The organism is Salinigranum halophilum (assembly GCF_007004735.1).
Taxonomy (GTDB): domain Archaea; phylum Halobacteriota; class Halobacteria; order Halobacteriales; family Haloferacaceae; genus Salinigranum; species Salinigranum halophilum.
In genome coordinates, this window is the sequence record NZ_SSNL01000006.1 from 604418 (window position 1) to 624785 (window position 20368).

The 20368-nt window shown below is 59.8% G+C and carries 22 protein-coding genes and 3 pseudogenes; 8 read left to right on the forward strand and 17 right to left on the reverse strand.

All coding sequences use genetic code 11. From position 1 onward, the window contains the following. Positions 1-12: 12 nt before the first annotated feature. Positions 13-1617: pseudogene (locus E6N53_RS17960) on the reverse strand (transposase). A gap of 198 nt (positions 1618-1815) precedes the next feature. Between E6N53_RS17960 and E6N53_RS17965 the strand changes: the two are divergent. After that, on the forward strand, positions 1816-2193 hold the full coding sequence (locus E6N53_RS17965; RefSeq protein ID WP_142860844.1) for a cupin domain-containing protein: 378 nt from the start codon (positions 1816-1818) through the stop codon (positions 2191-2193). Positions 2194-2265: 72 nt separating this feature from the next. Here E6N53_RS17965 and E6N53_RS17970 read toward each other — a convergent pair whose 3' ends face one another. The 4 genes and pseudogenes from E6N53_RS17970 to E6N53_RS17985 form a co-directional block, all read right to left on the reverse strand. Beyond that, positions 2266-2670 (reverse strand): DUF7124 domain-containing protein, encoded by a 405-nt coding sequence (locus E6N53_RS17970; protein WP_142860845.1) that lies wholly within the window; start codon positions 2668-2670, stop codon positions 2266-2268. A gap of 3 nt (positions 2671-2673) precedes the next feature. Beyond that, positions 2674-4383 (reverse strand): annotated as a pseudogene (locus tag E6N53_RS21720) (nucleoside recognition domain-containing protein). Beyond that, positions 4376-4561 carry a 30S ribosomal protein S14 gene (locus E6N53_RS17980; protein ID WP_142860846.1) on the reverse strand — a complete coding sequence of 62 codons (186 nt, stop codon included), beginning with the start codon at positions 4559-4561 and terminating at the stop codon, positions 4376-4378. The pseudogene E6N53_RS21720 and the gene E6N53_RS17980 overlap by 8 nt, the downstream one beginning before the upstream one ends. Positions 4562-4563: 2 nt before the next feature. Beyond that, a complete protein-coding gene (locus tag E6N53_RS17985) occupies positions 4564-5712 on the reverse strand; it encodes an NAD(P)/FAD-dependent oxidoreductase (protein ID WP_142860847.1) in 1149 nt (382 codons plus the stop codon). Positions 5713-5776: 64 nt separating this feature from the next. Between E6N53_RS17985 and E6N53_RS17990 the strand changes: the two genes are divergently transcribed. After that, entirely contained in the window at positions 5777-7051 is a 1275-nt protein-coding gene (locus E6N53_RS17990; protein ID WP_142860848.1) for a GTP-binding protein, read from the forward strand. 409 nt (positions 7052-7460) lie between these two features. Continuing rightward, positions 7461-7613, forward strand: coding sequence for a C2H2-type zinc finger protein (locus tag E6N53_RS20840; RefSeq protein ID WP_161596605.1), 153 nt, complete (start codon positions 7461-7463; stop codon positions 7611-7613). A gap of 45 nt (positions 7614-7658) precedes the next feature. Here the strand turns inward: E6N53_RS20840 and E6N53_RS18000 are convergent, their stop codons facing one another. The 6 genes from E6N53_RS18000 to E6N53_RS18025 all read right to left on the reverse strand — a co-directional run bounded on the left by E6N53_RS18000 (position 7659) and on the right by E6N53_RS18025 (position 12965). Beyond that, positions 7659-8042: a DUF7124 domain-containing protein gene (locus tag E6N53_RS18000; protein WP_142860849.1), complete on the reverse strand. Its 384-nt coding sequence runs from the start codon at positions 8040-8042 to the stop codon at positions 7659-7661. A gap of 1 nt (position 8043) precedes the next feature. Beyond that, positions 8044-9303 carry an FAD/NAD(P)-binding protein gene (locus E6N53_RS18005; protein ID WP_142860850.1) on the reverse strand — a complete coding sequence of 420 codons (1260 nt, stop codon included), beginning with the start codon at positions 9301-9303 and terminating at the stop codon, positions 8044-8046. A 29-nt stretch (positions 9304-9332) separates the two neighbouring features. After that, positions 9333-10265, reverse strand: coding sequence for a metal ABC transporter permease (locus E6N53_RS18010; RefSeq protein ID WP_142860917.1), 933 nt, complete (start codon positions 10263-10265; stop codon positions 9333-9335). Positions 10266-10381: 116 nt separating this feature from the next. Beyond that, entirely contained in the window at positions 10382-11155 is a 774-nt protein-coding gene (locus E6N53_RS18015) for a metal ABC transporter ATP-binding protein (RefSeq protein WP_142860851.1), read from the reverse strand. Next, positions 11152-11373 carry a DUF7511 domain-containing protein gene (locus E6N53_RS18020; RefSeq protein WP_142860852.1) on the reverse strand — a complete coding sequence of 74 codons (222 nt, stop codon included), beginning with the start codon at positions 11371-11373 and terminating at the stop codon, positions 11152-11154. The genes E6N53_RS18015 and E6N53_RS18020 overlap by 4 nt, the downstream gene beginning before the upstream one ends. Then, a complete protein-coding gene (locus E6N53_RS18025; RefSeq protein WP_142860853.1) occupies positions 11370-12965 on the reverse strand; it encodes a metal ABC transporter solute-binding protein, Zn/Mn family in 1596 nt (531 codons plus the stop codon). The genes E6N53_RS18020 and E6N53_RS18025 overlap by 4 nt, the downstream gene beginning before the upstream one ends. A gap of 220 nt (positions 12966-13185) precedes the next feature. Here E6N53_RS18025 and E6N53_RS21500 point away from each other — a divergent pair, with 220 nt between their 5' ends. Further along, entirely contained in the window at positions 13186-13320 is a 135-nt protein-coding gene (locus tag E6N53_RS21500) for a hypothetical protein (RefSeq protein ID WP_269090103.1), read from the forward strand. A gap of 45 nt (positions 13321-13365) precedes the next feature. On the opposite strand, the gene E6N53_RS18030 is transcribed toward E6N53_RS21500, so the two are convergent. Genes E6N53_RS18030 through E6N53_RS18045 form a run of 4 tightly spaced genes read right to left on the reverse strand, consistent with a single transcriptional unit; the run spans position 13366 to position 17198 of the window. After that, complete coding sequence (locus E6N53_RS18030) at positions 13366-14031, reverse strand: cobalt-factor II C(20)-methyltransferase (RefSeq protein WP_142860854.1); 666 nt, start codon at positions 14029-14031, stop codon at positions 13366-13368. A 43-nt stretch (positions 14032-14074) separates the two neighbouring features. Then, complete coding sequence (locus E6N53_RS18035) at positions 14075-14659, reverse strand: molybdenum cofactor synthesis domain-containing protein (RefSeq protein WP_142860855.1); 585 nt, start codon at positions 14657-14659, stop codon at positions 14075-14077. Then, complete coding sequence (locus E6N53_RS18040; protein ID WP_142860856.1) at positions 14656-15981, reverse strand: GTP-binding protein; 1326 nt, start codon at positions 15979-15981, stop codon at positions 14656-14658. Before E6N53_RS18040 ends, E6N53_RS18035 begins: the two co-directional genes overlap by 4 nt. Further along, complete coding sequence (locus E6N53_RS18045) at positions 15981-17198, reverse strand: GTP-binding protein (protein ID WP_142860857.1); 1218 nt, start codon at positions 17196-17198, stop codon at positions 15981-15983. The genes E6N53_RS18040 and E6N53_RS18045 overlap by 1 nt, the downstream gene beginning before the upstream one ends. Before the next feature lie 98 nt (positions 17199-17296). Here E6N53_RS18045 and E6N53_RS18050 point away from each other — a divergent pair, with 98 nt between their 5' ends. Next, entirely contained in the window at positions 17297-17728 is a 432-nt protein-coding gene (locus E6N53_RS18050; RefSeq protein WP_142860858.1) for a CopG family ribbon-helix-helix protein, read from the forward strand. A gap of 61 nt (positions 17729-17789) precedes the next feature. On the opposite strand, the pseudogene E6N53_RS18055 reads toward E6N53_RS18050, so the two are convergent. Continuing rightward, a pseudogene (locus tag E6N53_RS18055) lies at positions 17790-18053 on the reverse strand (zinc ribbon domain-containing protein); the annotation flags it as partial. A 642-nt stretch (positions 18054-18695) separates the two neighbouring features. Then, complete coding sequence (locus E6N53_RS18060) at positions 18696-19085, reverse strand: CopG family ribbon-helix-helix protein (RefSeq protein ID WP_142860859.1); 390 nt, start codon at positions 19083-19085, stop codon at positions 18696-18698. 139 nt (positions 19086-19224) lie between these two features. Between E6N53_RS18060 and E6N53_RS18065 the strand changes: the two genes are divergently transcribed. The 3 genes from E6N53_RS18065 (at position 19225) to E6N53_RS18070 (ending at position 20366) form a co-directional block, all read left to right on the forward strand. Then, positions 19225-19644, forward strand: a complete 420-nt coding sequence (locus E6N53_RS18065) for an energy-coupling factor ABC transporter permease (RefSeq protein WP_269090104.1) — start codon at positions 19225-19227, stop codon at positions 19642-19644. Then, positions 19554-19808 (forward strand): energy-coupling factor ABC transporter permease, encoded by a 255-nt coding sequence (locus tag E6N53_RS21505; protein WP_269090105.1) that lies wholly within the window; start codon positions 19554-19556, stop codon positions 19806-19808. The genes E6N53_RS18065 and E6N53_RS21505 overlap by 91 nt, the downstream gene beginning before the upstream one ends. A gap of 102 nt (positions 19809-19910) precedes the next feature. After that, positions 19911-20366 (forward strand): DoxX family protein, encoded by a 456-nt coding sequence (locus tag E6N53_RS18070; RefSeq protein WP_201741190.1) that lies wholly within the window; start codon positions 19911-19913, stop codon positions 20364-20366. The last annotated feature ends 2 nt before the right edge of the window (positions 20367-20368 follow it).

Here is a 20368-nt window from a genome sequence, read left to right on the forward strand (position 1 = left end):
GGGCACAGTCGGTTAATCGGGCGGAATGAACGCCGAGACGACGATCTCGACACACTCACCCGCGGTCAACACGGGCGCGTACTCCATCTCACCGTCGACGCCAGCTTTCAGCAAGAAGTCAGTGAGTCGCCAGACGTTGTAGAGCAACACGCGAACACGAAGTAGAACAGCCGTACACGGTAGTCCTTCGAGGACGTCTTTGCGAGGAAGTCGTGCTTGATGGACTTGTACTCGTTTTCGATCTGCCAGCGGCGGCTGTACCGCCGACAGAACGACTCGGCTTCCTCCGGCCCGACTCTGAGATTCGTCGCAAACACAGCTGTTCCATCGCCTTTCGTCGACGGGACGTACAGAAACTGCATCGAGTGTTCTCCCGGCTCAACGTGTACAGAGGCCGATTCGACGGCCACGTCTTCCGTATCACTCTCCATCGTCTCGATCACCTCCTTCTCCGTACTGGTGATTCGCTTCGGGATGCGGTAGTTCACACCGAGATTGGACAACGTCTGAAAGACGCGCATCGAGTCGAACTCGTGGTCGCAGAGTACTGTCTCGATTGGAACGTGCTCTTAGCTCGCCGAACCAACCGACGGACGACGCGATGGATCTGATTGGGCGGGTTGTCGTCCCGGGCTGAACTCTCTCGAACTGGTTCAACGGCCAGGATGAGTGGGACATTCAGCCCAACGATCGACAGTGTAGCGAATTTGAACGCTCGCTCTTCATGATTGAGTCCGCTGACCATCGCCATTCCCTCGACATCGCCATAGTACGGGACGGTCGTGATGTCGATAGCGGCTGTCACCGGCCGACGGAACGATGCTTCGGATTCGATGACCGAGAGCAGCCGATCGGCCACTGCATCGAATCCATCGATCAGCTCCCCTGGCGCAAACTGTTTGATCGTTCTAAGATGCGTATCGCCGTGTGGACTGCTGTCCGAGCCGTGTCGATACTGAAACCGAGCCGCTCCTTGCGGCGTCCCACAGTTGACCATTCCCATGAACGTCTGTAACTCGAAGAACTGCGTGTCTTCGTAGGTCGTGTTCGCGGCGCGACCGGAATCAAACTCATCGAAGCCGGGATCACGAGCGAGTCGAGTCGTCCGGTAGATTTGCTTGTCGGAGAATTCACAGCCAGCCGTCTCAGCATCAGTGGAGGGGTCCACTTCGTCGATGATCTCTGCTTTCGGCCGGACAGCGGGAGCTGAAAACTCGCGGTCGTGAGATTGTTTGATGACGAAGTGTGAAGCAATCTGGACGAACTCCCGAACGCCGTCGTCGAAGCGTTTCCGCCACGTTCGTGACAACACGGATGATCGGGGATGTGTTCCAAATCGAGTGGCTCGGCGAGTTCTTGATACCGAGCCAGCGCTCGATAGCTCTCACCAGTTGCCTCTCGGTAGATGAGGAGCCGAACCATCCCGAGAAAGGAGTGTGGAGCAGGATGCCACTCTGAATAGCTATCGTTGAGGTGTTCAGTCTGGATTGAACTATCTGCAACGCTCGATAGCAGGGAGTCACCTTCTCGCACCTGTCCAGTGATTTCGATTCCTGTGTTGTAGGCGTTGGTCATCCGGCAGGCACGGTCCGAGAGCGGATCCAGCAAGTCCGCCATTAATTCCCGATCGGATTGGCGCGGTAGAAGTGGTCGCGGAAACGTCTGTTCTGTGGCGCTACCCACGGGTGTTGATACTGCCCATATACACGACTATCTCGCCCTACTGGAAAGGAGAATATTACTGATGACAGTATTATTATCAATAGTAGCTAATCCAACGTAGAGTATTAATACTTTGAACTCGGGACTGCGTATATGAGCTATCGGAAGGTGAACTACGAGGACGTCGAACAAGTTTCAGATGCCAAGCATTTCCTGAGTGAACCGCTCGGCTGTCGACAGGTCGGCGTGACGTTCTCTCGGTGTCCACCAGGATGGAACAGCGAACCCCACGACCACGCCCAAGATGAACACGAGGAAGTATACGTACTGGTCAGTGGGGCTGCAGAAGTCCGAATTGATCAAGAATCGGTGCCTGTTGAAGAGGGAGATGCTGTCTGGATTGCACCTGAGGCAACGAGGCAGATCAGGAACGGTGAGGAGGAAAGTGCCTTCGTCCTGATCAGTGCCCCCGAATTCGATTCCTCCGGCAGTTCAGATGATGCCTGGGACATCACTGGGTTCAACGGATAGTTCCGGACGTAGGCTCTCTGAAACTCGGTAATATCCTCTTTTGAAGCCCGCTCCCACCGATGTCTCTCACCCTTAACTCCTGAATACACGAGCCAACCAGGAGGTCAATTGTTTCCGTGGCTTGGCCTCGTTGTTATCGAGCTCCCAGTCGGCAGCACTCGCAGCGTCCGCGAGAGCGAAATACTCCCAGTGATGCTGAGGAAGGTAATCTGGACGGTCAGGAGACTCTCCAACCAGAACGTGTCTCTCGGTCGTGATCCGGCTAGAGAGGTGCTGGAAGTTCGAGGCGGTCGGCGCTATCTGGAAGTCTCGACGAATGAGATGCTCGGCACTGAAGACGTGAGCGGCGCAGGAGTCGGTCGAGACGAGACCGACGTTCTGCGCCCATCTGCGTGCATCGACGATAACCGCCTGTGGCTCACGAATCTGCCGAAGCGCCGCAAGCTCGAACGCGAGCGTCATGGTGTCGGTGGTCATCGATTAGAAGAGGACCGCACCACCCCATCCGATGAGGAGCGAGAAACCGATGGCAGCTGCTGCCTGCCGGAGCAGCATCCGACCGGCGTACCTCGGGGAGAGTTCCTTCGCGACCGTAATCGCCGTCACCAAGCACGGAAGCAGCACCCCGGCCAGGTAGACGGCGGTCAGTACCTGTATGGGGGTCATTGCGGACAGCGTCGTACTGAGGCCATCCGACTGTAACAGGAGCAGACCGTCCTTGCGGATCGACCCCATCACGACGACAAGTGCTGTCTCACCGGGGAGGTTGAACAGTCCCATCACTGGTCCGAGAGCTTCACCCATCACATCCAAGACTCCAAAGTAGTCCAACAGTGATGCGACGAGGACGATCCCGGCGAAGACCGGGAGCGCCTTCAGGAAGAAACTCCGAATCACGGTTCTGGTCTCCCGCCACACGGACTGCCAGGTCGGCCACTGGAGGAACGCACGGTTTTTCGTGGCGAGTGACGCTGTTCGCGCACGCTCGGGTGCGATCAGGCGCGCGTAGATGAGTGTCGTGACCGTGAGGACCCCGACGTACGGGAGAACGAGCCATGGCATCTCGACGGCTGCGAACACAGCGAGCGTCGCTGGGAACTGGTACGAACAGGCCGAGCCGAACCCGATCGCCGAGACGGTCGTTCGGCGCGTACAGTCCGAACAGCCTCGAGTGCTGGTGACCGCCGGGACGTTACAACCGAATCCCATGACCACTCGAACGAGATCCCGACCGGTGAGACCCACGCGCCGAAGATGTGGGTGGAGTGACGCCGTGATTCGCGTAACGAGTCCGCTCTTCTTGTAGACGGCCATGAAGACCGCAAAGATGAGAATCGTCGGCCCAGCCCAGACGAACAGGAACGGCCCCATCGAGAGCAGGCCGTAGTCCCCACCCAACACTGCAGCGAGGGGTCCTGGAAGATCGTTGGCCCACTGGACTGCGGGTTCCAAGAGGGAACTCACTCGGGGAGAGAGTTAGGCAGCCACAGCGTTTGCGAAGTGAACTGCGACCGCGGCTGGCAACAGGAGCAAGACGATACTGACGAACGGGCCGAGAAGGGGATGTTCGATAATCGTCTCCGGCGGGTCGAGATGAATCCCTGTCTGTCGGTGAACCCGCCCCGGGAACTCGTCGGCGTCACGGAGCGCGTTGACGAGCTGCTTGTGGTCGGTTCTGTCGATTGCAGTGCCGCCGCCGTCAGTTGCGACGCGGGAGACGTTTCGCGCGTCCACTGGTGCGAGCGGAACTCCGAGATCGTCGGCGAGCGCGTTCAGTTCAGTGCGTGCTTCGGTCGGGTTCTCCACTTTGTCCCAGAACGTCACTGCGATGGCGCCGACCTTTCCCTGCACCAGCGGTAGCAGGTCTTCGAGATCGTCGTCGATGTTCGTCGCGCGAACGACGAGTAACACGGTCTCGGTCTCTTCGACGGCGCTGATCGCCGTTCGGGTGGTTTCGGTGTCCGTCCCGAGCAGGATGCCGGGTGTGTCGACGAAGACGAACTCGTCGGCCTCGTATCGCTCGACGTCGACGGTCGTTCCGCGGAAGTTCCCAGTCGTCGGCGTCGCCCCGGAGAGGCCAGCGACGAGTTCCGATTTCCCGACGCTCTCCTTGCCGACGACCACGACGGTTTCCTTCTCGCCGTTCTCGGTCGATGGGACGTTGTCAGTGAGGCTCCGTGCGTCAGTCATACTTTTTGAACCCTATCTTCGGAGCCAGTTCGCGGAACGATTGCCGGCAGAGCCAGATGTCGTACTTACCGACGAGACCCTGTTCGCGCCCCGTCATCCGGCAGACGCGTCGGTTGTCGTCTCTCGAATCGTTCGGTTGCTCGGTTCCACTGTCTTTCTGCGGAGTCTCTCGTGCCATGATTAGCAGTCGCACATGTCGGGTTCGCAGCAGGACAGGTCCTCGAGGAACATGCGCTTCTCACGATACTCGTCGAGGGGGGTTCGGTCGACGTCGAGTCTCGCGGCGATTTCGTCGGCGACGACGGCGAAGCGCTGTCTGAATTTGTAGATGAAGCAGAACTGCTGGCCGTTGTGTGCGACCTGTGGACCGGCGAGAAACAGGCCGGGAGTGATAGTCGACTCGTCACGCTCGGTCAACTGGGGCTGGCCGTTCTCGGATTCGAAGTGTTCGTCGATGAGACCGAGTCCGCGCTCGAATCCAGTCGCGAGCACTGGCCGATTCCGTGTCGAAAACGACGCTCCGTCGGTACCGAGTACTTCGAACATCCCCTCCTCGATGTCGACGCGCTGGACGCGGATTCCGTCTTCGAGGGCGATCGGTGCGTCGTCTTCGAGGACCCCCTGTAGCCGCTGGCTCGTATATGGTGAGAGTACTTCGCTCGGATCTGGCCCCCGGAACTGCCACGGGCCTTCCTCGTCGACGACGACTACTTCGTGGCCCAAGTCGGCGAGTGCGAGTGCCGCGTCGATACCGCTCTCGTACCCGCCGACGACGACGATGGGGTCCCCGACACACTCGTCGGCAAACGCACTCCAGGACTCGACTCGGGAGTTGTGGACGCAGTGGCTCGCGCCGGGGAACGGATCGTCGTTCGGTTGCCCGAACTGCCCCGCTGCCCAGATGACGAACCGACTCTGGATGACGCCGGTCGACGTGTGGAGTATGAATCCGTCGTCGTGTCGTTGAACTGACTCCACTTCCACACCGGTTCGGACGGGTAAGTCGTGAAACTCGACGACTCCCTGGAGGTACTCGGCGTACTCTGCGCCGGTCGGGTGTTCACGGTCGAGCGCAAATGCGGGTGAGGTGTCAGTGGTGACGGCGTTCAGGTCCCGACAGCCGAAGCTGTTGCTGGGAAACGATGGCGTGATGAACCGCATCTCTGCTGGCCACTGTCGGAACGACGCTCCGACTTCGTCTCGCTCGAGGATGGCGTAGGAGCCGAGACCCAGATCCGCGAGGACGGCCCCAAGACCGACGCCTGCGGCACCTGCCCCGACGATTGCGACGTCGAGCGACTCGTGTTTACGGGCTTCTTCGGATGTCACTGTTAACAATACTGGGTAGTAGATAGCTAATTATAAATAATACACGCTCTAGTCTTAATAACAGATGAGTCGAGAGACGATTCCCGTCACCCTGCTGAGCGGCAACCTCGGCGCGGGCAAAACGACCGTGCTGAACAACCTCCTGAACACACGAACGGACCTGGACGTCGCGGTCCTCGTCAACGACATGGGCGAGGTGAACGTCGACGCCGAGCGCGTCGCCGAACACTCGGACATCTCGGAGGACGACGAGGATTTGATCGAACTGTCGAACGGCTGCATCTGTTGTGAGCTACGCGGCGACCTCCTAGACGCGCTCGCGAAGCTCGCACAAGCCCGCGAGGTCGACTACCTGGTCATCGAATCGACGGGCGTCGCCGAACCGTTGCCCGTCGCCCAGACGCTCACTATGGGATTCGACCAGGGTGACCTCGACCCCACGGAATTCTACGAGGAGACCGGTATCGAGGTGATGGACTACTACGACCTCGACACGACGGTCACCGTCGTCGACGCCCACCAGTTCTGGACGACGTTCGATTCGAAGGAATCGCTGATGGACGGAGACACCGAGAAGGACCTTGGAAGCCTCTTGGTCGAACAGATCGAGTTCTGTGACGTCCTGTTGCTGAACAAGTGTGACCTGGTCGACGAGGAGACGCTCGACGAGATCGAAGAGATGATCGAGGTGCTGCAACCACGCGCGGAGATCATTCGGACCGAACACGGCGCGGTCGATCCCGAGGCAATCGTCGATACCGGACGGTTCGATTTCGAAGCAGCGAGTCAGTCCGCCGGCTGGCTGCAAGAACTTCAGGAACCGCACGAGTCTGCGGAGGAGGAACACGGTGTCACTTCGTTCGTGTTCGAGTCCCGCCGACCGTTCCATCCCGAACGATTCGCCGAGCTGCTGGACGAGTTCCCGACCAACGTCGTCCGGTCGAAGGGCCACTTCTGGCTCGCGGGGCGTGAGGATATGGCGCTGGGGATCGATGCTGCTGGCCACTCTATCCGAATCGCACCTGCAGGCGGATGGATTGCGGCTCTTCCGGTCGAGGAGCGCGAGGCCTACTTCGAGGCCAATCCCCAGCTCGAGGAGGTGTGGGACGAGGAGTGGGGTGACAGAGTGACCCGACTCGTCGTTATCGGCACCGACATGGATCACGATGCGCTCCGAACGGATCTCGATTCGGCCACCCTCACCGACGAAGAGATGGACGCCGACTGGGATGCCTTCGAGGATCGCTTCCCGGTGTTCGAATCTGAGGATGGAGCGGCGAAGAGCGACGACACCGAAGCGGGCGAGAACAGTGCCGAAGAGGTCGGTCTCGCCGACTGACGATATCCTCACCACGCTCGCTCTTTCAGACGGTCGTCGACAAGAACGCGCCGCATCACGCTCGGGAAGACGCCATCGACGGACTCGCGGTGGCGGGAGCAACCACACAACTTCGCCTCATCGTAGTCACGAGTGGTCTCTCCGGGCGACATCGCCGCCAGGCACTGAACGCTCTCGGTCAGTGCCGAGCGACGAACGAACTCGAGACGCTGGTCGACGACAGGAGTCTCGCACAGTCCCTCCGTGAACAGGCAATAGAGCTGACCTAGCTATAATTGGGACGGGTATCTTCACGCCCCAGCCGGTCAGTCTTAGTTAGCTGGAGAGTCGATTTACTAGTCCGTATCAATCTCTCTGACTCTATTTTTAATAACTCTTTTACTCAATAAGCGCCTCAGTTGTTAATGCAATGGCCTACACCTGTTCCAGCTGCGATGCACAGTTCCAGAGCGCTGCCGGCGTAACCCAGCACGTCGCGCTTCACCACAACACGTGTGCCGAGTGCGACGAGCAGTTCGACGACACCGATTCGCTGCGCGACCACATTCACCAGAATCACTGAGTGGATAGACTCGGTACGACATCACTCGACGTCCGAATTTTCTCGCTACGGCCAGTCGTCGTCAGTCGAAAAGAACGTCACAAGCTGCCAATCGGCAGCCATTGCGGCGTCCGTCACCGACCGGTACGTCCAGTCAGGCACCCCCTTCACTACCTCGCTGATCTCGTCTGTCCCGACGAACACGTATCGTTCGGTCTTGAAGTGGTTTCGCACGCTCACCAGTGCCTCTTCGATCGTCCGTGGTCCCGATAAGAAATCCTGCGGATACTCCGCCTCCCGTACCCGCCATCGTTCGATGTAGGATGGTTCCGAAGAGACAATACCGACGTGTTTTGCCCACGTGGTGGCGTCTTCGAGCGCTGCTTTCGGCCGTGCTAATTCGTCGATGGCGGTCAGCGAAATCGCAAGCGTGAGGTCGTTCGACGGCATTCTACGATTTCCCCCTGAAAGCCGGTGGTGCTTTCTCTGAACCACCCCCGGCTCGTGATGCGAGGAGCCGTTCTGCAACCCGACGAGCGCCGACGATATTCCGAGCGAACGGACCGACGCTAGGTTCTGCGAGCGCGCCTGAAACGTACACCGATGAATCCATGCCGTCGGTTCCTCGCCACGCGAGTGTTCGGTCGTCAAGAACGGGAAACCCGCCTGCCCCACGTTCGAGTGACAACGATTCAGCGACGGATTCCACAAAGGGGTGCTCCGGGACTGGATCGAGTCCGGTCGCGAGGACGACCTGCGCGTTCTTTTCGGTCGTGTCGTCGTCGAACCGCACGAGTAATCCGTCGTCTGTCGCGTGTGCAGACGTGATCTCACCACGTCGGATTTCGAGGTCGTCACAGTCGCGGGCCTCGTCCAGCCGCCGCTCAACGTACGGGGGGATCGTCGCGTCGTTGCGGGCGGCTCGAATTCGGTCGAGACGGGCCTTCGACCCCGGCGGAAGCGTGTGAATCTCTTGTTTGATGTGTCGCCAGTTAATCCAGTACGGGTCAGCTTCGGTCAGTTCGATCTCGAGGTCATGACGCGAGAGGAGTGTCACGTCCGTGTGTTCCGAGAGGTTGCAGGCGAGTTGCCCAGCGGTGATGCCGCCCCCAACGACGAACGTCGGTCCCGCAAATTTCGCTGCTGTCGTGGGGTCGAACTCCTCGTCCCAGACGTGAACGAGCGGAGCATCATCGGGGAGTGACCTCCCCCACGTCGGGACCGTCCGCGAGCCACCGAGTCCGACGGCCAGAACGACGTGGCGAGCTTCGAGCGACCCAGCATCCGTCTGTACTTCGAGTCGGTCACCTGCCGCAGTACTGGTAACTCCCGTCGCCCTTGACTGGAGGTGACACTCGTCGATACCACGTCGGTCAATGACGTATCGAGCGTGATCGAGAAAGAGTTCCAGCGTCGGTCGATTCGGATAGTTCTCCGTCGAGACGAGTTCGTCCTCCCGACCCGCCCCCTCCGCGAACGATTCCAGCGAGAACGGCTCTGTGCCGATGTGGTGGACGAACGTCGACCGGAGCGTTCGCATCCCGCACTGACGAGCCTTCGTCTCGAGCGACGCGAGTAACTGCTCGCGAGGTTCGACGAGACATAGGTCCCGGTGACTGTACTCTCCCTCGACGAGGAGATAGTTCGCCAGGCAGGTTCCGTGAATACCGCCACCGATGATTACGTATTCGTAGGACTGTGGCCCGCTCATCGTGTGATCGGTGTCCAGTCCGTCGACGATCACTCCCGCTCGCCTCCGTCGGCTTCGAGTCCTTCTCGGGTCTGTCCGGGCCGTTGGCTTCGGAGCCGTCGAACGGTTGGGAGACGATGCGCCAGCCCCTGGGAGCCGACGGCGACGGCGTACACAGCAATCGCCGCAACGACGATCGAGCCCCCGGCCGCGATCCCGTAGACGTACGATAGTGTCACACCGGCTATCGCCGCGAATTCGGCTGCGATGATCGCCAGCAAGATGGACTGTTTAAAACTCCTGGCGACCTGCGTCGCGGCGGCGACCGGAACGACGAGCATCGCAGCGACTAGGATTACGCCCATGATCTGCATCGCGCTGACGACGACCAGTGCGGTGAGCACGACCATGAGGCGTTTGTACAGGCGAACGTTCAGTCGGGCCGCCTGTGCGGCGGTGGCGTCGAACGTGACGTACAGCAGCGGCCGGTACGTCAGCGTGACGAGGCCGCCGACGATGAGACTCATCAGGACGAGGATACCGACGTTCGCCGTCGAGACGGTCGCGAGACTCCCGAAGAGGTAGGCGTCGATACCGACGGAGATGCCGCCGTCGGTCGCGGTGATGAGGATACTCCCGACGGCGAACCCGCCCGTAAGCACCATCGCTAGCGACGTGTCGGTGTACGCGCCGGCGTGTTCGACGAGTAACTCGACGAGCAGCGCCGTGACGACTGCGACGATGAACGCGGTGAGCAGCGGGGACAGCGAGAGTTGGAGGGCCGAATTGAGGAACAATCCGACGGCGACACCGGCGAAGGCAGTGTGTGCGAGGGTGTCACTGAGCATCGACATCTCCCGATGGACGAGGAAGGTTCCGACCAGCGGGCCAATGATGGCGATACAGACCGCGGCGAGGTACGCCCGCTGCATGAACGGGTAGGCAAGCATCGGCGCCCCGAGAACCTCCGCCAGGAGGTCCATGGTGGGGCCAACCACGGTGTCGAGGAACCACTCGATAGGGCCCGTGACGCCGAACCACAGGGCAGGCAGTTCGGCGAGTACCGTTCCGGCGAGGCGTTGGTGTGTGAGAAACACGGTTAGTGGTCGTGGTGGAGGACGTTCTGGTCAGTCCCGTACGCTTGTGCGAGGGCGTCCGTTTCGACGAATTCGTCCGGAGTGCCGTCGAAGTACAGCTGGCGATTGACACACGCGATGTCCGTCGCGTAGGTAGTGACGACGCCGATGTCGTGTTCGATGAGGATGACGGTCAGGCCGGTCGCGTTCAGGTCGTGCAGGAGGCTGTAGAACTCCTCTCTGGATTCGGCATCGACGCCGACCGTCGGTTCGTCGAGCGCGAGCAGGTCGGCCTCCGAGGCGAGCGCGCGGGCGATGAAGACTCGTTGTCGTTGGCCACCGGACAGTCGGCCGATTCGCCGTGACGCGAGATCAGTGATTCCGACCTGCTCCAGCGCTCCCTCGACCGCTCGCCGATCCGTTGCCGAGAATCGGCCGAAGAGCCGCCGCGGGTACCGCCCCATCTCGACAACTTCTCGAACCGTGACCGGCATATCGCGCGCCGCCTTCGTCGCGTCCTGTGCGACGTATCCGATTCGCTCACCGGCCTCGAACTCGTGGGCGGGTTCGCCGAACAGCGAAACCGTTCCACTGTCGGGCCGTCGGAGACCGAGCATCAGGTCGAGCAGCGTGCTCTTGCCGCTTCCGTTTGGACCCACCAGTCCGAGGAAGGCCCCGGGTTCGACGTCGATCGACACCGACTCGAGAACCGGGATCTCTCCGTAGCCGAACGTGACGTCGTCGACGCTGATCACCGTATCCGTCGACCGATCTCTTCTAGTGGTTGCTGTCGTCATCGGTAGTCGTCGAGGTCGACGAACGAATCCCCGTACGCCGTAATCCAGGTCGTCGTCCGAAACGGAACGGCCACGTCCGGCGGATAGATCGTACAGACGGGTCTCTCGGCCGGGCCGACGACCAGTGCCATCAATCCCGAGCGAGGTGTATCGGACGGACCGGGCGCGGCGTTCCCGTCCCACTCCGGTTCCGTGTCGTCAGACGTGGTGTCGCTCATGCTGCGTCGAGGGCCTGCTTCAGCGTCTCGAGATTGATGTTTTCCATGATTTCGACGTAACCCCACCCCTCGCCGGCCCACTCTTGGGTCTGTCCTGGAATCGGCGTCAGCGGCAGGACTTCGGTGGCGTCGGTTTCTTCGACGAGCTGGTTCGCCGCGGTCTGGGATTCGAGCGGATCCGCACAGACGTACTGGAGGTCGTGCTCGGCAATGATCTCCTGGGCCCGCTCAATGTCCTTCGGGGTCGGCTGGTCGTCCGGTGACAGTCCCGTCAACGTCTGGACCTCGAAGCCATAGCGCTGGCCGAGGTACTGGAAGGCGTTGTGACCAGCGACGAACACGACGTCTTTCGAGGCGCTCTCCAGCGTGGACTGGAACGACTCGTCGAGTTCGTCGAGACGGTTACGGTACGACTCGGCGTTCTCGGCGTAGACACTGGCATTGTCGCTATCGACGTCGACGAACCCGCTCCTGATATTGCCGACAGCCTGCTTTGCCCGCATCGGGTCCAACCAGAAGTGCGGGTCCGCCCCGCCGGAGTGGTCGTGGTTGTGTCCCTCGTCACCTTCGTGATCGCTTTCTCCCTCGTGCTCGTCTTCGTGTTCCTCCCCACTCTCGTGGTCGTGTTCACCTTCGTGCTCGCCATCGCCCTCGTGTCCGTGTTCGCCGGCAGTCTCGGTCACTTCGGGTTCGATGGCCGACCCACTGCCGTTGGTGAGCGTCGCGTCGAACTCCGCGGGAGCGTGCTGGGCGAAGAGGACGTAGTGGCCCTCCGTTTCGATATCGAGGGAGAACGTCGTCTCGCCAGAGTCCGCGAACTGGAGGTGATAGAGTGACTCACTGGACGGCGTGAGTGTCTCTCCGCCTTCTACCGGTGTGTGCGTGTCGTGGTCGCCGTAGAGGGTGGTTGCGGTCTCCTCGACGTGGCGAATGCCGTGGTCGCCGCCCTCTTCGGTTGCGGCAACGGCGAGCTGCATCTTCGGATCGGGGCCCTCGTGGAACGTGTACGTGTAGGTGCCAGCTTCGAGGTGGTAAAGACCAGCCCACTCCCACGGGGCCGATTCGCCGTGGTGCTCCTCGTGGTCTCCCTCTTCGTGTTCGTCGTGGCCGTGTTCTCCTTCGCCTTCGTGGCCTTCCTCGTGGTCTTCTTTGTGACCGTGATCGTGGTCGTGTCCGCCTTCGATGAGGTCGATACCAGCACCGGCAACGACGATGTCGACATTGGCGTCGTCGTCATGGAGACTCGTCACGAGGTCGTCAGCCCACGGCTGGAACCCCTCCATCCCGTAGAGAAAGAGATCCGATTCGAGGACCGTTCCCTGAATCTGCGGCCCTGGTTCCCACCCGTGGCCGTGTTGGCCGATCGGGACGAGCGTCTCTGCGGTCGCGGTGTCGCCTGCAACCTGGCTGGCCAAGTCTCCGAATACGAAGAACGAAGACTGGGCTTCCGGCCCGGCGTTCTCTGTCGGTGTCGAGTCGTCGTTCTCCGTCGCGCCGGAGTCGTCGTTGCTCGACGTACAGCCCGGGAGCGCGCCGATGGTTGCCGTACCGAGTCCAGCTGCGATGAGTCGTCGTCGGGTGTATCGAGGCATCTGTTGTTAACATAGCTCGACTATATAATAAGAGCTATGATTTTAGATAGAAGAATTAATAATAATCCCCTAGACGAGATGAAGTCTTACTGACTGGTGCCGGGGTAACTAATAGGAGTCGTAGAATTGCTAATCGTTGCTACCCCAGCTTCCGTATTACATAAGCCCGAGAAGCGTGCTAACAGGCATTTAGTAGCTGTGGCACCCAGATACGGTTGCAATGTGCCACTGCTTCAGCGACCTGACCGAGATGAGTGACGAAGAGCGAGCGGAGGTTCTCGAAGAACACTCGGCGGAAGATTTCCGAGCGCAATACACCATCGAAGAACTAGAAACCCTCGGCGTCACCGCCTGAGGCTACCTCACGGGTCCCACTTGGACGACCGACAGCGTCCGCCCATCACGCAGACCCGGCCGCCTCCCGTTTCTCAGCGTACGCGAGCGTGTAGTAGTCCCGATCAGTCACCTCACCGGGGTCGTTCGTAACGAGAGCCTCATCCGTATCCATGAACAGTCGCCGACCGAACGTCACCTCGTACCCTGCCCCAGTCATCTTTTCGTATGTCGTCGGTGCGTCAGTCACCTTGAACAGGATTAACCGGTTCGGACCGATAGGTGCTGCCCCGTCAGTCGCCTCGCGGAGCGTCAGTTCCGCACCGGCGTCGATGTCGACCCCGAGGACCGAGGCGAACGCTGTCACACTGCTGACACCGGGAACGACTTCGATGTCGACGGTGGGATGCTGCTCACGAAGCGTCCGACGCAGGTGTCCGAACGTCGAGTAGATACATGGGTCGCCGAGCGTGACGAACGCCGCGTCGGCCTCTCGGGCTTTCGGCGCGACTTCTGCGGCCGCCGTCTTCCACGCTGCCTGCAGTTCTTCGGGATCGGTCGTCATCGGGAACTCGAGGTCACTCAGCTTCGATTCGGCAACGTACTCGGCTGCGACGCGCCGTGACAGTCGTCCTGGTGAGTAGACGACGTCGACCGATTCGAGTCGTCGCTTGCCGCGAACCGTGAGCAGGTCGGTCGCACCCGGTCCCAGCCCGATTCCGTAGAGTGTCATCGGTTATGTTCCTCCCCCCGAGTCTAAGACTTCGGTTCCGGATTTACTCATCAGTCTCACCAGCCGTGTGTCGGGTTGCAAGCCCGGCGAGATGCGGGGCTTCCTCTGCGATAATCTCCGCCGTAGCGAGCTCGACGGCGTTCACACTCCCCGGTAGCACGAACACTGGTACGTCACGGGCGATGCCCGCTGTCGCACGGGTCGAGACGATACGTGTTCGTACCTCCTCCCACGAGAGCCATCTGAACGCCTCGCCGAAGCCCGGCAGTTCGCGGTCAAAGAGCTCGCTCACCGCGTCCGGAGTGACGTCGTCGACGGTGACGCCCGTCCCGCCCGTGGTGACGACGAGGTCGACGTCCGGCCGATCTAAGCACTCGCTCACTGTGGTCTTGATTCGGACGTAGTCGTCCGGAACCATCCGGCGTGACGTGACGACGTGATCCGCTTCGATGAGGATACTCGCAATGGCGTCGCCACTGGGATCGGGTGGCGTCTTTTCGACGCCAGCTCCGCGAGACGAGGATACGGTTACGATGGCCACGCCCAGCGGGTCGAGACAGTCGTGACCGTCGGTATCCGTCGTCCGTCGGTCCTCTACTGGAGGAAGTTCGCGGTCATTCTGGATCACGATAGGTCACCTACCACGAGACGTTGTTCCATCGGGGGCTGCGACCGCTCTATCGTCCCTGGGAACGGATTCTCGAACGCCTCCCAGTCGTCTTCCATCCTTGTCTCCGAAACGAGGCAAGCGTCGAGAGCGTCGGAGATGGCGAATTCGTCCATCCCAGCGCCGATGAAGACGAGTTTTACTTCGCGGTCACCCCACTGTTCGTCCCAGTGGAGGTCTGACCGCGATTCGCGATAGGACTCGCGCTGGAACTCGGGAAGCGTGACCGCCCACCGGCCGTTGACCTCGACGTGGGTCTGTGTACCCGCCTGGCTCAAGTCGAGGGCGTAGCGCTCGCGGCCAGCGACCCACAGGTGTCCCTTCGCTCTGACGACGGAATCGGGGAACGAGCGGAGCCACTCGCTGAAGCGTTCGGGATGGAACGGCCGGTGGCGCTCGTAGACGAACGAGTTGACACCGAACTCCTCTGGTGGGTGACGGTGGTCGTGCGCTCCGTCGTGGCTGTGGTCGTGGTCGTCGCCACGTCCGTGTTCGTGACTGTGGTCGTCCACCTCCGTCTGGCTCTCGTGGTGCTCGTCTGGATCAACGTCTGTGCCGTCTCCGTGATCGGGCGAGAGCACCTGTTTCCACCGGGCGGAGTTACTCGCCTCGGCTTGATCGAACCGACCCGTTCCGAGAACTCGTTCCGGGTCGACGGTGCTTTCGGTCGTTCGGACGATGTCGACCCCGGGATGGAGTGTTCGGACGACGCGTTCGACCGCTTCGCGCTCTGTCTCGGAGACGAGATCGCACTTGTTGAGGACGAGGACGTCGCAGAACTCGACCTGCTCGGCGAGGAGGTCCGACAGCGGTCGGGCGTCGTCTGTCGGCTTGAGTGGGTGGCCATCGACGAACGTCTGATGGAACTGTGCGGCGTCGACCACCGTGACGGTCGTATCGAGATCGTACAGTGCTGACGCACGTGCGGGCGAGACGAACCGCTGGGCGATGGGGACCGGGTCACTGATACCCGAGGCCTCGATGACCAGATAGTCGAACTCCTCGTCGAAGGCGAGGCGTCTCAGTTCCTGGTCGAGTTCGTTCTGCAGCCCACAGCAGATACAGCCGTTCGACAGTTCCGTGACACCGCCGTCTTCCATCGAGAGTTCGGAGCCGTTCTCGATGAGCTCGGCATCGACGTTCACCTCGCCCACGTCGTTGACGAGCACGGCGATGTCGTACTGTGCGCCGCCGACGGTCAGGAGGTGATTGAGCAGGGTCGTCTTGCCCGCCCCGAGCCCACCGCTCAGGATCGTGACCGGGGGTTGCTCGTCGACGGCCATCAGTCGTCAGCCAGTGCGAGTTCGCGCTGATCTTCGAAACTGAACGGGTCCGGATACTCGTTCCAGTCCTCCGCCATCTCTGCGTCCGAGAGGACACAGTCTTCCAGTCGCTCGACCAGTGTTTCCTGATCGAATTCGCGACCGATGAACACGAGCTGGACCCCGCGATCGCCCCACTGGTCGTCCCAGTCCTCTTTGATACCAGGACGGGCAGCGAAGTAGCGCTCCTGTTCAGCCTTCGGGAGCGTTGCAATCCATCTCCCCTTCGGACCGGCCCGGACCGACTGGCCTGCTTTGTCGAGCCCCATCGCGATGTCTTCGCGACCGGCGGACCAAAAAAAGCCCTTCGCGCGAACGATACCGTCGGGGAGATCGGCAAAGAGACGAGCGATCCGCTCGGGATGGAACGGCCGGTCGGCATCAAAAACGAAGGACGTGACCCCATGTTCATCGGCGGCTGACTCGTGGTGATGTCCTTCTTGCAATTCACGCATCCATCCAGCAGACTGACTCGCCGCGTCGAAGTCGAATCGACCCGTGTTCAGGATCTCTTCGGGATCGGCGGCGCCGTGTTCGGTCCGGATGATCTTCGCTCGCGGCTGGAGCGTCTTCAGGACGGCCTCCATTTTCTCGAGTTCGTCGTCCGGGACGAGGTCACACTTGTTCAGCAGCAGAACGTCACAGAATTCGATCTGGTCCATGAGCGCTTCTTCTGGGACACGATTGCCCTGCGGCTCCATTTCGTCGTCAGTGAGCACCTGTCCGGAGTCGAAACCCTGCCAGAAGCTGTGTGCGTCGACGACGCTGACCATCGTGTCGAGTTCGTACACTCCCGTGGGGTCGAACTCCGCGTCCTCGAACCCGCGGGCGAACGTCTGGGCGACCGGAATCGGTTCGCTGATTCCAGACGATTCCACGAGGAGGTAGTCGAAGTCTCGCTCTTCGGCCAATCGCCCCACCTCGTCGAGCATGTCGCCACGAAGACGGCAGCAGATACACCCGTTCGACAGCTCGATGATCTCCTCGTCGTTCTGTGTGACCTCCGACTCGCGTTCGACGAGGTCAGCGTCGACATTCACCTCCCCCATGTCATTGACGACGACGGCGGCGTTCAGTTCTCGCTCGCTACTGAGAATGTGGTTGAGCGTCGTCGTCTTGCCGGCACCGAGGCTTCCACTGAGAATTGTTACCGGGATCGGGTCGTTGTTGAACGGCATACGTAAGTTATGAATCTGCTTCACTAAAATACTAATTATTACGGTATAGACTCGAGTATCATAACAGAATATAATAACTTAGAGTAAGTTGTTAGTATATGAGCGTCGTTAGCATCTCGATGCCCGAGGCGTTACTCGAACGCATCGACGAGTTCGCCGACGAACACGGGTACAGTGGGCGGAGCGAGGTCGTACGTGAAGGCACACGAACGCTGATTGAAGAGTTCCAGGGGCGAACTATCGACGGGCAGAAACAGATGTGTACAGTCACCGTGGTCTTCGAGTACTGCCAACCCGCCGTCCAACAGCGTCTCACGGGAGTACACCACGAATACGATGCTATCGTCTCCGCGACTACTCATGCACACGTCCAGGACCAGTACTGTATGGAGCTGTACGTCTTGGAAGGGACTACGGAGGTCCTATCGGGATTCGTTAACACTGTCCGGGCAGTGCCGGATGTTCGGGCAGTAGATTACTCGATTACGCCAATTAGTGACGGCCGATGCCAGCTATCTCATTCGGAATAGTATATCCAGATTGACATCTCTTCCGCGTTCACGCGGGGGAATCCCGACCACAGTTGGGATATTAAGATTTGCAACCCGCCTGTTCGCTCGGTGCGAAACGTCCCGAGGTTTGATTGAACAAGCAAACTGCTGGCCGTGCCAAACGACCGTTACTCATATCCCCTGTCGGAGGATTCTGAGTTATCTTTCTGCGAATATTTACTGCTCCATTCACGTCTGCATTCAGCATCGTTCCACACGACTCACAGATGAACAAGCCACGCTCCACACGATTCGCGTCACGCTTCCGACCACAACACGAACACATCTTACTCGTATCTCGCTCGTGCGGTCAACGTTAGTATATTAAGAATAACGACTGGACGTGGGATATCCGGGCGTGTCATCGAACGTGGTTAGTAAAGGGAGTTGTCGGATTCATCCTGACCCTTCAGGGTCAGGTATTCTCCTTGCTCTTTATTAGTAACACTATTCAAACGATTATTGTTGCTTGTCGCCGGTCAGTACGGCCTCGAAGCACTGTGGGCAGAGACCGACGAATCCTGGAAGGCGTTGCACCTCCCGGTACGGATCTCCGCACTCCTCACAAAACATAGCCGTCCCCTTTGAGAGCCGGTTCTGTCCACTCATATCACAGTTGCTCCTAGCCATTTGGCAGATGACTCAGCGAGATTCACGTCACGGGATGGTAGCCTCCGCCATCGTGTTGCAACACTTGTTACAGCGAGAGCGACTGGCTTCGTACACCAGAACAGACCAATACTGGCAGGCCATACAATGGGACTCGATCGGATCAACGACTCCTCGTGTGCGCGGCAGTATAATAAATATATCCCTCAAATTAATACTAAATATTACTAGAAATATAGATTTTAATACGCTGGTGCAGGAGGGAATATTGATGGTCTTGGCGGATGCGAGGCACCATCTGCGAACCTGATAGGTGGGTTACGATGCGAGCAGTTCGCTACGTTTGAGCGAGGAGCATCAGTTTGACTCGACTCACCGCGTCGAAATCGCGCAAGCGGTACGTGAGATCGCGGACACGCGGTGCCGGGCCGTTGCAGAAGAGCGTCTCGAGACACCACTCTCCCTCGTGAATATGATTCGTGGTCGTGATGACGTCCTGAAATCGATGTTGTACGTTGTGGATGTCTTCGATGACCGCTTCGTGTTCGTAATCGAAAGCGATGATGACGACGACGTCACCTTCGATATCCTCCAGTCTGGTGTGTGCCTCGATGTACTCCTGCATCGCTTCGCGGACGCCACGCGAACGCGAATCTAGGCCCTCTGCCTGCCACGTTTCGTCGAATTCAGAGAGAAGGTCGTCGGGGATGTTGAAGCTCGTGCGCATCGAGTATTAATCAAATCTGAATTCATATGAGTTTCTAGTAACTGTAGTGGCTAGATTATGATTAGTTTCGGACTTCATATATCGTGACCGACGGACCCCGAAACCGATGCACACACCAGATGGACTCTTACACCCGTGGATGGCAGGTGCCTTCGTCCTACTCGCCGGCGCGGTATTGGCCGTCGCCGCAATGCGGGCACGTGACTCACTAACCGAGTATCGGATTCAGCTGTTCGCTGTCGTCGCTGCAGCCGTGTTCGCCACACAGATGCTCAACTGGCCGATTCCCGGTGGGACGAGTGCTCACTTCGCCGGCGGTGCGTTCGCCGCGATCGTACTCGGCCCTCACTTGGGGGCATTCGCCGTCGCTCTCGTTGTTGCCGTTCAGGCACTCGTCTTCGGTGACGGCGGCGCGCTCGCACTCGGAGCCAACCAACACTCACAGATCGCAACGAACTGCTGGCAATCGTGGCTAGCGGGTGGGTCGGGATCACCGCTGCTGCAGCATCTGCTGGGCTCCACCTCGGATTCTCACCGGGCTTCGTCGGTGAGTTCTTGACGGTTGTCGCGGTCATGACTGTTGGTCACTTCCTCCTCGGCATCGGTGAAGGTGTACTCACCCTCGCAGGAGTGCGACTCCTCAATCGCGCCGGCGTCGAATCCGAACAGCTTCAGCCGGAGCGAGTCGTGATCGTGTTCGACGCACGAACCAGAAAACGGTAGTTCTGATGACCCCTCGCACAGCATGAAATGACTCAGCCAGATTCCTCTCAACGCCGCAAAACGATCGGACGTCGTCTCAAGGGCGCCCTCGAGTCGTTCGACATGATTGACCGGATGATTGCGAGCTACATGGATCGGCTCGGCGTCCCCGTGCTCCGGGTCGCTCTCGGAATTGTTTTCATCTGGTTCGGAGGGCTGAAGATTGTCGGCGGAAGCCCTGCGGCAGACCTCGTCGCCAACACGGTGTATGTGCTACAGCCGAGCGTGTTCGTTCCGATACTGGGCGTCTGGGAGGTCCTCATCGGTACGTGTCTTCTTTACCGCCCGCTGATCAGACTTGGAATTCTCTTGCTGTTCCTGCAGATGCCCGGAACGTTTCTTCCAATCGTCCTCCTCCCTGAAGTCGTGTTCGCCACGTTCCCGCACCAACTCACCGTCGAGGGTCAGTACATTATCAAGAACCTCGTGATCATCGGTGCGGCTCTCGTCGTTGGCGGAACGGTCCGCGATGCGGAGACAGATGAGGTGATGAGAACCCCCGTACATTCCCCTGAGTGATT

Bases quoted from the DNA above. Each gene is read 5' to 3' on its own strand.
- E6N53_RS17965 (WP_142860844.1), top strand. From the start codon at position 1,816: ATGAGCTATCGGAAGGTGAACTACGAGGACGTCGAACAAGTTTCAGAT.
- E6N53_RS17970 (WP_142860845.1), bottom strand. From the start codon at position 2,670: ATGACCACCGACACCATGACGCTCGCGTTCGAGCTTGCGGCGCTTCGG.
- E6N53_RS17980 (WP_142860846.1), bottom strand. From the start codon at position 4,561: ATGGCACGAGAGACTCCGCAGAAAGACAGTGGAACCGAGCAACCGAAC.
- E6N53_RS17990 (WP_142860848.1), top strand. From the start codon at position 5,777: ATGAGTCGAGAGACGATTCCCGTCACCCTGCTGAGCGGCAACCTCGGC.
- E6N53_RS20840 (WP_161596605.1), top strand. From the start codon at position 7,461: ATGGCCTACACCTGTTCCAGCTGCGATGCACAGTTCCAGAGCGCTGCC.
- E6N53_RS18000 (WP_142860849.1), bottom strand. From the start codon at position 8,042: ATGCCGTCGAACGACCTCACGCTTGCGATTTCGCTGACCGCCATCGAC.
- E6N53_RS18005 (WP_142860850.1), bottom strand. From the start codon at position 9,303: ATGAGCGGGCCACAGTCCTACGAATACGTAATCATCGGTGGCGGTATT.
- E6N53_RS18010 (WP_142860917.1), bottom strand. From the start codon at position 10,265: ATGGACCTCCTGGCGGAGGTTCTCGGGGCGCCGATGCTTGCCTACCCG.
- E6N53_RS18015 (WP_142860851.1), bottom strand. From the start codon at position 11,155: ATGACGACAGCAACCACTAGAAGAGATCGGTCGACGGATACGGTGATC.
- E6N53_RS18020 (WP_142860852.1), bottom strand. From the start codon at position 11,373: ATGAGCGACACCACGTCTGACGACACGGAACCGGAGTGGGACGGGAAC.
- E6N53_RS18025 (WP_142860853.1), bottom strand. From the start codon at position 12,965: ATGCCTCGATACACCCGACGACGACTCATCGCAGCTGGACTCGGTACG.
- E6N53_RS21500 (WP_269090103.1), top strand. From the start codon at position 13,186: ATGTGCCACTGCTTCAGCGACCTGACCGAGATGAGTGACGAAGAGCGA.
- E6N53_RS18030 (WP_142860854.1), bottom strand. From the start codon at position 14,031: ATGACACTCTACGGAATCGGGCTGGGACCGGGTGCGACCGACCTGCTC.
- E6N53_RS18040 (WP_142860856.1), bottom strand. From the start codon at position 15,981: ATGGCCGTCGACGAGCAACCCCCGGTCACGATCCTGAGCGGTGGGCTC.
- E6N53_RS18045 (WP_142860857.1), bottom strand. From the start codon at position 17,198: ATGCCGTTCAACAACGACCCGATCCCGGTAACAATTCTCAGTGGAAGC.
- E6N53_RS18050 (WP_142860858.1), top strand. From the start codon at position 17,297: ATGAGCGTCGTTAGCATCTCGATGCCCGAGGCGTTACTCGAACGCATC.
- E6N53_RS18060 (WP_142860859.1), bottom strand. From the start codon at position 19,085: ATGCGCACGAGCTTCAACATCCCCGACGACCTTCTCTCTGAATTCGAC.
- E6N53_RS18065 (WP_269090104.1), top strand. From the start codon at position 19,225: ATGGCAGGTGCCTTCGTCCTACTCGCCGGCGCGGTATTGGCCGTCGCC.
- E6N53_RS18070 (WP_201741190.1), top strand. From the start codon at position 19,911: ATGATTGACCGGATGATTGCGAGCTACATGGATCGGCTCGGCGTCCCC.